This is a genomic window from uncultured Kiloniella sp. (assembly GCF_937128705.1).
GTDB lineage: Bacteria > Pseudomonadota > Alphaproteobacteria > Kiloniellales > Kiloniellaceae > Kiloniella.
Genome location: NZ_CAKZMP010000193.1, coordinates 1 through 6,183 on the forward strand (window position 1 = coordinate 1; position 6,183 = coordinate 6,183).

At 46.1% G+C, this 6,183-nt stretch carries 7 protein-coding genes; 1 reads left to right on the forward strand and 6 read right to left on the reverse strand.

The window, feature by feature from the left end; genetic code table 11:
* From Q0241_RS10450 to Q0241_RS10475, 6 genes are all read right to left on the reverse strand, one after another.
* Positions 1-510, reverse strand: a 510-nt coding sequence (locus Q0241_RS10450; protein ID WP_299377087.1) for a PAS domain-containing protein, incomplete at its 3' end; no start/stop codon positions are given.
* 109 nt (positions 511-619) lie between these two features.
* A complete protein-coding gene (gene hemW, locus Q0241_RS10455) occupies positions 620-1,843 on the reverse strand; it encodes a radical SAM family heme chaperone HemW (RefSeq protein WP_299377089.1) in 1,224 nt (407 codons plus the stop codon).
* 114 nt (positions 1,844-1,957) lie between these two features.
* A complete protein-coding gene (gene rdgB / locus Q0241_RS10460; protein ID WP_299377091.1) occupies positions 1,958-2,587 on the reverse strand; it encodes an RdgB/HAM1 family non-canonical purine NTP pyrophosphatase in 630 nt (209 codons plus the stop codon).
* Between the two features lie 33 nt (positions 2,588-2,620).
* Positions 2,621-2,980, reverse strand: coding sequence for a hypothetical protein (locus tag Q0241_RS10465; protein WP_299377093.1), 360 nt, complete (start codon positions 2,978-2,980; stop codon positions 2,621-2,623).
* Between the two features lie 28 nt (positions 2,981-3,008).
* Positions 3,009-3,728 (reverse strand): ribonuclease PH, encoded by a 720-nt coding sequence (gene rph, locus Q0241_RS10470; protein ID WP_299377095.1) that lies wholly within the window; start codon positions 3,726-3,728, stop codon positions 3,009-3,011.
* 131 nt (positions 3,729-3,859) lie between these two features.
* Positions 3,860-5,311 (reverse strand): MFS transporter, encoded by a 1,452-nt coding sequence (locus Q0241_RS10475; RefSeq protein WP_299377097.1) that lies wholly within the window; start codon positions 5,309-5,311, stop codon positions 3,860-3,862.
* Positions 5,312-5,423: 112 nt separating this feature from the next.
* Here Q0241_RS10475 and Q0241_RS10480 point away from each other — a divergent pair.
* The coding region (locus Q0241_RS10480) for a metalloregulator ArsR/SmtB family transcription factor (RefSeq protein ID WP_299377099.1) at positions 5,424-6,183 on the forward strand (760 nt) is incomplete at its 3' end.

Here is a 6,183-nt window from a genome sequence, read left to right on the forward strand (position 1 = left end):
TGTTGAGTAACGAGATGCTTCGAAATGTCCCTCGGGAGTAAGAAGAGAATAACAGTAAGTCATAAAATATGACGGTAAGTCTTTGGCTGGGGCATTATTTTGTGCGTAGGGAAGAATCAGACGTAAATAATCAGAGGTCTCTTCGTCTCGATAAAAGATTTTCCATATCTGCGGAGCCGAAGCCAGAAAGGTTGTCTTAAACTCTTCAAAATGCTCCTGATAGATTTCGCTTGGGGTGCCATCAAGGATGCTTTTACCGCGAAGATCTTCGTTGGAAGAGGATGAAATCTCGGTACCATCAAGGCGGTATACGAAGTCTAGGGGATCTTTCTGAATTTCCACAACACAAAACCGACCAAGGTGCTTACGATACCTTAACGGATCCATCTCGTTTTTATAGGGGTTACCTTGAGCGGGCTTATGATCTTGCCATATCTTCAGTATGCGAAGGATTTCGTCAGGGGCATCTGAGAAATCTAAGAGTGAAGAGGAATAATCATAGTTAGCCATGGCTATTTTTGAAATGATTTAGCACGCTTGTCAACGTGGATAGAATGATATTCTTACGCGAAAGATTTCTTTTTGTATTTTTGGCGTAATTCTTGGGTTGTAGAGGTGGTTATGCCAATAGATAAGAGAGTACGCTGTTAAGTCGGGTTCTGCCTTCAACTGTGGCTCGTATTCTCTTGTTATCAAGAGATAGCAAGCTTTCTTGTACAAGTTGATTCACTTTATCGGGTTGAATCAGATCTGTCAGGTTTTGATCTGTTTCATCCCGGACATCTTCTAGTTTAATACCTTCGCTCAAACGCAACCCCATCATGAGCATTTCTTCAAAACGTTCGGTAGTCGAAATTGAATCGTGTGTTCGAGTTGCATGACCAGCTTGCTCTACAGTGTTGAGCCAAATTTCCGGTGCTCTGTGCTGCCTTGTCGCGATTTTGTTTCCTAAAGGCGTGTTGTCTGCCAATGTCAGTCGTCCATGAGCTCCGGGGCCGATGCCAATATAATCGCCGTATTTCCAATAAGTTATGTTATGGCGACTTTCTTCCCCGGGATTGGCATAGTTTGATATTTCATAGTTGGGCAATCCGTGACGTGCCATAACATTGTTGGTGACATCGTATAGTTCGGCTGCAATGTCAGGGTTGAGTTCTTTAAGCTCGCCACGACGGCGCGCGCCATGAAACGGTGTATTCTCTTCAATTGTTAACTGATAGAGAGAAAGATGCTTGGTGCCTTCGTTTAGGGCCCGCTCTAGCTCGTCTTCCCAGCTTTGTTTCTCTTGCTTAGGACGGGCGTAGATCAGATCAAAAGAAAAGCGTTCAAAATTCTGCCGGGCGACATCAATCGCTTTGAGAGCTTCAGCGGCAGAATGCTCCCGCCCTAAAAACTTTAGATCCTGATCATTTAAAGACTGAATCCCTAGCGATACGCGATTGATACCTGCTTGGGCGAAGGCAGCGAACTTATCTGATTCAACAGAAGTTGGGTTGGCTTCCAATGTAATTTCAAGGTCATTCGTACAGGGCCAGTGTTTTCGTATTCGCTGAATCAATGCTTCGGCTGTTTCCGGCGCCATGAGAGAAGGTGTGCCACCGCCAAAAAACACTGAGCTAACAATTCTGCCTTCACCGCCAGATTTTTTCAATAAGTCGGCGTAGTGATCAAGCTCTTGTAAAAGGGCTGCGCGCCATCGTTCCTGAGAAACTTCTTCGCGGACGTGGCTGTTGAAATCGCAATAGGGGCACTTTTTCAAGCAAAAGGGCCAGTGTATATAGATACCAAATCCGCGCCGTGCGGCAGCGGGAAGGGAAGAGCCGGAACTTGGAGTGTTTATCAAAACGCAGTCCCTTTAGAGGTCAGCCGGAAATGAGTTTAAACTAGTTCTGACTAGTTTAGCACAGTGAATTCAGTCTCGCTTAAAGGTCCGCAAAGTTGATGTGCGGACTTTGGTTCAGGCGTTAGGGGTGAATTTTTCGGCAACAAGCAAAGCAAAGGCACGGGCACGATGACTCATTGAATGTTTGCGTGCTGGATCCATTTCACCGAATGTTATTGTCTCACCATCGGCTTGAAAAATGGGATCATAGCCAAAACCCTGCAGACCGCGCGCCGGATGGACAATAGTACCATCAATGCGGCCTTCGAAGACTTCTGTCGTACCATCTGGCCAAGCGAGGCAAAGAGCGCATACAAAGTAGGCTGCACGTGTATCGTTGCTATTCTTTGCGGCTTTTTGCAGTTCTTCTTCGACCTTTTCCATTGCCAAAGAAAAATCCTTTTCAGGACCTGCCCAACGCGCAGAATAGATACCGGGGGCACCACTCAAGGCAACCACAGCTAGACCACTGTCATCTGACAGAGCTGGTAGACCGGATCCCTTTGCAGCGGCAAGCGCCTTTATTTCTGCATTTGCTGCAAAGGTTTCCCCATCTTCGACAGGTTCAGGCAAGCCGAGATCTCCGGCTGAAATAACGTCAACGCCATAGGGAGCCAAAAGCTCGGCTATTTCGCGCAGCTTTCCCGGATTATGGCTGGCGAGAACGAGTTTACCATCCCGTAATGAATTCGCGGTCTGTGCCATGGTTCTGTACTTTCCAAAAAATGAGTTACTTTGTTATCCATATAGGGAAACACTGATTGTCGGTTTTATGTGTATATGGACACCAAAAGGAATCTTCGATATCCCATCATATCTGCTTCCAAAGCACTTAGCTGGAGCAAATTCTAAGTATTCACCAGATTGATCCTGTATTCGACGTACACCTGTACAATCAACAAGTTTCATTGAAAACACTGGATCTTCAATGTCATCCCCGAAAAGTTCAATACTGACATCACCATCGAATTGGAATATGCACAGACGTAATTCGATCCGATCTTTATGGACAGAAAATTTATGGTAGATCCCGTAAGGTTCAACATCAGGAATAGCCTCTAAGACGGTTAATACGTCAGTTTCATCCCAGACCAGCATTTATCTACCTGTGCATCCGTTGGTTACTCTACTCTGAATCAATTGCTTGCTTCTGTAGTTCAATAAGCTCAGAAACACCTTTTTCGGCGAGATCTAGTAGTGCGTTGAACTCATCGCGAGAAAAAGGCTTTTCTTCGGCTGTACCCTGAATTTCAACAACGCCGAGGCCGCCTGTCAGGACAAAGTTTGAATCAGCCTGAGCATTGGAATCTTCGGGATAATCGAGATCCAAAACGGGTGTGCCTTCGAAAATACCGCAAGAAATAGCTGCAACGTGGTCTGTCAGCGGAATTTCTTCGATCATACCGAGTTTCTTCATGTGCTGGAATGCAAGATGAAGGGCAACAAAACCACCTGTAATGGAAGCTGTACGTGTGCCACCGTCGGCCTGTAGAACGTCACAGTCAATTTTGATCTGACGTTCGCCAAAGCCTGACATATCAGCAACCGCACGCAGAGAACGGCCGATCAGACGCTGGATTTCCTGTGTCCGGCCAGACTGTTTGCCGCGAGCTGCTTCCCGATTTGAACGGCTGTGGGTTGCACGGGGGAGCATGCCGTATTCGGCAGTGATCCATCCTTTTCCAGAATTGCGAAGCCATGGTGGTGTGCTGTCTTCGACTGATGCCGTGCAAAGCACGTGCGTATCGCCGAATTTAATCAGACAAGATCCTTCGGCATGTTTGCTGAAGTTGGTTTCAATAGTAACCTGACGCATTTGGTCAGGAGTACGGCCTGATGGACGCATGATTAGCCCTCAATAATATTGGCGATAAATAAATATATTGAGCGGGAAGCTACCTTATGGCTTCCGGTACGTCCAGTGGCATTGATTAGCCGTATTCATGATCTGGTTATCTACCTGATTTATCTGGAATATCACAGGGGCTCTGGAATAGAATTCAATAGATCCTTTTGGGCGTCTTTGTTTTTTAACCTTACCAGATAGATTGATAAGAGTGTGGCAACGATCAATACGGGGAAAAAGATGGCATGAACCCAATATGATGTTTGTTCAATAATCTCTGGGCTGGCCCCCTCACTGAACCCAATCATGGCTGCTGGGATGCCGGCAATCGCAGGACCCAATGCGCCCCCGCACATTTGCAATGTTGGAATGGCACCAGACCTTTTGTCCTGTTCCTCACTTGGCCCTGATTCAATGATTACAGACGAGAGGTCGGCCCAAAAAATGCCGAATCCTGCCCCGGCTAGAAAAATGGCAATGCTCAAGGACCACAGAGGTCCGCCGTAAAGAAACTGTGCAATGCCATAAAACCCTAAGAATGCGGTAAAGACACCTGTTGGTATAAGATATAGCCGCCAACTGTTATTCTGGGGAAGTTTGGCGCAGACCATTGCTGCGAGTGACCAGGATATTGATTCCAAAGCAACCATGAATCCTGCTGACAGGGGGGAGAACCCGTGGATTTTTTGCAAAATATAAGGGCCATAAACCATAAAAGAAATGGAAGAAACCATGGCCAGAAAGATGACTGTAATTCCGGTGCCGGCAACGCTGAAAAGACTGAGGCCATGCTTGGGAAGTAATGAGTTATTAGATCTTTTGTCCCTATAGAGAAGGTATCCAAGCAAGGATAAGCCAGTGATCAAGAAAGCCACGGCATAGTCGGGTTCTCTGTTTCCCATTGCGATGATCAAAACGGCTGATCCCAAAAGCCCAAGCCTGAAAAAAGGCAGTGGTGTTTTGATTTTTGTTTCTGTTGTGGATTCAGTCTTTTCCTTTTTAGGAAAACTAGACCTTATAAGGATGACAAACAGGATTGCACAGACAGTCATGATATAGAAACCCGCCCTCCATCCTACTGTTTGGGCAAAAATACCACCAGCGAGTGGCCCACCAACCGAGGCAATACCCCAGACAGCAGATTCCATTGCAAAAACAGTTGGCCAGAGATGGCGTGGGAAAAGGTCAGCAATTACGGTGTAACAACTTGCGAGAACCAATCCTCCGCCAATCCCTTGAACAACGCGAGAGAACAGAAACAATTCCATTGATGGGGAAAGGCTGACCAAAAGAGAGCCGACCGTGAAGATCGAGCCACCGATAGTCATAATGGCACGCCCCCCGATTCTGGTTTTTGTTGTCCCTGCGGAAAGTGATGCAATCATCGCCGCCGTGGTATAAAGCAGGGCTGACCAGTTAATAAATTCAACGCCATTAAGATCATCAACGGCGGAAGGCAATAATGTCGAAGTGATTAAGCTATTTAAGGCATAAAGGGCGACGCCCATACAAACAATCACCAGATGTAGAATGTTCTGCGGAGTCATTTTTGACTTGGTATTTAGTGGCGCAGAGTTGGGCATGATACAGACCTTAAATAAAAAAGTTTTTTCTTTTCTTATTTAATTTGTAAGCGGAATAATTAGAAAAGCAAACACTTTTTTTAATTAGCTTTATAGAGTATACTCTATTGCTATGAGAAAAAATGAAAAGACAGAAGATGCAATTCTCGCATTGCTGAAAGCACGAGGAGAAATGCAAGCAGTTGATCTGGCAAGTGAATTGTCCATGACAGCAGTTGGTATGCGCCAACACCTCAAACGAATGTCTGCAGAAGGAATGATTCAAAAGGCATCGGTAGAGGCTTCGTCTTCGGGGGCAGGAAGGCCAGCTGTGAGTTGGGAATTAACAGCAGAGTCTCATAACACATTCGGCGATTCTCATGCATTATTGACAAAAGATCTAATCGAAAGCGCTCGCATCATTTTTGGTGATGAAGGGGTTGAGAAGCTGGTCAGTCATCGCGAGCAACAGACGCTCAAGAACTATACATATGCCCTTTCACAAGTAACAACACTTGAAGATCGGGTACACCAGTTGGTCGAATTGAGAGAGCGCGAAGGATATATGGCATCAGCCGAGGCAGATGATCAGGGTGGATTTCTCTTTATTGAAAATCACTGCCCTATTTGTACCGCGGCTACGATTTGTCAGGGATTTTGTCGTGCAGAGCTGTCTATTTTCAGGACGGTTCTTGGGCCAGATGTTGATGTGGAGCGAGCCGAATATCTGTTAGAAGGTGGTCGACGTTGTAGTTACCGTATTCGCCCACATAATTCCAAAACCCAGAATAAACCGGACATGTCTGTGGAACTGGGGCAGGAAGATATCGGTGAACATGAGATGGCTTCAGAAACGAAAAGCGACGAACGTTCTCCACCTCAGGCTAGGTATC

What these genes read in the sequence shown, in the direction of transcription:
- rdgB (WP_299377091.1), bottom strand. Translation starts at nt 2,587, where the DNA reads ATGGCACAGACCGCGAATTCATTACGGGATGGTAAACTCGTTCTCGCC.
- rph (WP_299377095.1), bottom strand. Translation starts at nt 3,728, where the DNA reads ATGCGTCCATCAGGCCGTACTCCTGACCAAATGCGTCAGGTTACTATT.
- Q0241_RS10475 (WP_299377097.1), bottom strand. Translation starts at nt 5,311, where the DNA reads ATGCCCAACTCTGCGCCACTAAATACCAAGTCAAAAATGACTCCGCAG.
- Q0241_RS10465 (WP_299377093.1), bottom strand. Translation starts at nt 2,980, where the DNA reads ATGCTGGTCTGGGATGAAACTGACGTATTAACCGTCTTAGAGGCTATT.